Origin of the sequence: Micromonospora sp. NPDC005174 (genome assembly GCF_040608495.1) — a bacterium.
Lineage (GTDB): Bacteria > Actinomycetota > Actinomycetes > Mycobacteriales > Micromonosporaceae > Micromonospora.
Genome location: NZ_JBEXIJ010000063.1, coordinates 1 through 3,245, shown reverse-complemented (window position 1 = coordinate 3,245; position 3,245 = coordinate 1). Strand labels below are relative to the sequence as shown.

Annotated in this window: 1 rRNA gene; it reads left to right on the top strand. The window is 56.8% G+C overall.

Annotation, left to right across the window (positions count from 1 at the left end):
- Nucleotides 1-84 precede the first annotated feature (84 nt).
- Nucleotides 85-3,196 (top strand): 23S ribosomal RNA (locus ABZU91_RS32635).
- The last annotated feature ends 49 nt before the right edge of the window (nucleotides 3,197-3,245 follow it).

The following is a 3,245-nucleotide window of genomic DNA, read 5'->3' as shown; positions in this document are numbered from 1 at the left end:
GAGGCGTGGTTGCTGGTGTGGGGTGGATCGGGTTGTGGGTTGGTCGTTTGTTGAGAATTGCACAGTGGACGCGAGCATCTTTGTGGTCAAGTTGTCAAGGGCGAACGGTGAATGCCTTGGCACCAGGAGCCGATGAAGGACGTGGGAGGCCGCGATAGGCCTGGGGGAGCTGTCAACCAAGCTGTGATCCCAGGGTGTCCGAATGGGGAAACCTGGCACCAGTCATGTGGTGTCACCCACACCTGAACACATAGGGTGTGTGGAGGGAACGCGGGGAAGTGAAACATCTCAGTACCCGCAGGAAGAGAAAACAAATTTAGTGATTCCGTGAGTAGTGGCGAGCGAAAGCGGATCGAGGCTAAACCGGCTGCGTGTGATACCTGTCAGGGGTTGCGTGGTCGGGGTTGTGGGACCCTGCTGAACAAGCTGACACTTGTTCGAGAAGTTACAAAGTCAGTGGCTAGTCGAACAGTCTGGAATGGCTGACCGTAGACGGTGAGAGTCCGGTAGGTGAAAGTTGCTGACCTTCTGTGGGTGTTCCCGAGTAGCGGCGGACCCCTGAAATCTGCCGTGAATCTGCCAGGACCACCTGGTAAGCCTAAATACTTCCTGGTGACCGATAGCGGACAAGTACCGTGAGGGAATGGTGAAAAGTACCCCGGGAGGGGAGTGAAATAGTACCTGAAACCGTTCGCCTACAATCCGTCGGAGCCTTGCGGGGTGACGGCGTGCCTTTTGAAGAATGAGCCTGCGAGTTAGTGGCATGTGGCGAGGTTAACCCGTGTGGGGGAGCCGTAGCGAAAGCGAGTCTGAATAGGGCGCTTTAGTCGCATGCTCTAGACCCGAAGCGGAGTGATCTAGCCATGGGCAGGCTGAAGCGCGGGTAAGACCGCGTGGAGGGCCGAACCCACCAACGTTGAAAAGTTGGGGGATGACCTGTGGTTAGGGGTGAAAGGCCAATCAAACTCCGTGATAGCTGGTTCTCCCCGAAATGCATTTAGGTGCAGCGTCGCGTGTTTCTTGCCGGAGGTAGAGCACTGGATGGTCTAGGGGGCCCACAAGCTTACCGAAATCAGCCAAACTCCGAATGCCGGTAAGTGAGAGCGCGGCAGTGAGACTGCGGGGGATAAGCTTCGTAGTCGAGAGGGAAACAGCCCAGATCACCAGCTAAGGCCCCTAAGCGTGTGCTAAGTGGAAAAGGATGTGGGGTCGCACAGACAACCAGGAGGTTGGCTTAGAAGCAGCCACCCTTTAAAGAGTGCGTAATAGCTCACTGGTCAAGTGGTTCCGCGCCGACAATGTAGCGGGGCTCAAGCACACCGCCGAAGCTGTGGCATTCACATTTTAACCTCGCTTGGACGTGATTCCTTGTGCAGGTGTGTGGATGGGTAGGGGAGCGTCGTGCCGCGAGTGAAGCAGCGGGGTGACCCAGTTGTGGACGCGGCACGAGTGAGAATGCAGGCATGAGTAGCGAAAGAAGGGTGAGAAACCCTTCCGCCGGATGACCAAGGGTTCCAGGGCCAGGCTAATCCGCCCTGGGTGAGTCGGGACCTAAGGCGAGGCCGAGAGGCGTAGTCGATGGACAACGGGTTGATATTCCCGTACCCGCGAAAGAGCGTCCCTGATGAACCTCGTTGTGCTAACCACCCGAGCTGCCTGATGTCTTCGGACGGATGGTGGGGAGCGTGGGAACCTGGCGGGTAGTAGTCAAGCGATGGGGTGACGCAGGAAGGTAGCTGAGCCCGGCCGGTGGTTGTGCCGGGGTAAGCGTGTAGGCCGTGTCGTAGGCAAATCCGCGACACATGAGGGCTGAGACGTGATGCCGAGCCGATTCAGGTGAAGTCAGTGATCCTATGCTGCCGAGAAAAGCCTCTAGCGAGTTCTTAGCGGCCCGTACCCCAAACCGACACAGGTGGTCAGGTAGAGAATACCGAGGCGATCGGGCGAACTGTGGTTAAGGAACTCGGCAAATTGCCCCCGTAACTTAGGGAGAAGGGGGGCCGGAGACGTGAAGCCCCGCGCGGGTGGAGCGTTGTATGGCCGCAGAGAGCAGGGGGAAGCGACTGTTTACTAAAAACACAGGTCCATGCGAAGAAGTAATTCGATGTATATGGACTGACGCCTGCCCGGTGCTGGAACGTTAAGGGGACCTGTTAGCTCTTCGGGGCGAAGCGGAGAACTTAAGCGCCAGTAAACGGCGGTGGTAACTATAACCATCCTAAGGTAGCGAAATTCCTTGTCGGGTAAGTTCCGACCTGCACGAATGGCGTAACGACTTCCCCACTGTCTCAACCACAGGCCCGGCGAAATTGCAGTACGAGTAAAGATGCTCGTTACGCGCGGCAGGACGGAAAGACCCCGGGACCTTTACTATAGCTTGACATTGGTACTTGAGTTAGCTTGTGTAGGATAGGTGGGAGCCGGTGAAGTCCATACGCCAGTATGGGTGGAGGCAATCTTGAAATACCACTCTGGTTGATTTGGGTATCTAACTTCGGACCGTTATCCGGTTCAGGGACAGTGTCTGGTGGGTAGTTTAACTGGGGCGGTTGCCTCCTAAAGGGTAACGGAGGCGCCCAAAGGTTCCCTCAGCCTGGTTGGCAATCAGGTGTTGAGTGCAAGTACACAAGGGAGCTTGACTGTGAGACTGACAGGTCGAGCAGGGACGAAAGTCGGGACTAGTGATCCGGCACTTGCGAGTGGAAGCGGTGTCGCTCAACGGATAAAAGGTACCCCGGGGATAACAGGCTGATCTTCCCCAAGAGTCCATATCGACGGGATGGTTTGGCACCTCGATGTCGGCTCGTCGCATCCTGGGGCTGTAGCAGGTCCCAAGGGTTGGGCTGTTCGCCCATTAAAGCGGTACGCGAGCTGGGTTTAGAACGTCGTGAGACAGTTCGGTCCCTATCCGCCGTGCGCGTAGGATACTTGAGAAGGGCTGTCCCTAGTACGAGAGGACCGGGACGGACGAACCTCTGGTGTGCCAGTTGTCCCGCCAGGGGCACGGCTGGTTAGCTACGTTCGGAAGGGATAACCGCTGAAAGCATCTAAGCGGGAAGCCTGCTTCAAGATGAGGTATCCCACCCCACTTTGTGGGGGTAAGGCCCCCAGCTAGACGACTGGGTTGATAGGCCGGAAATGTAAGCCCGGTAACGGGTTCAGTTGACCGGTACTAATAGGCCGAGGACTTGACTACTAAGCTGCTACGCGTCCACTGTGCAACTCTGAACAAGCGAACACCCGTG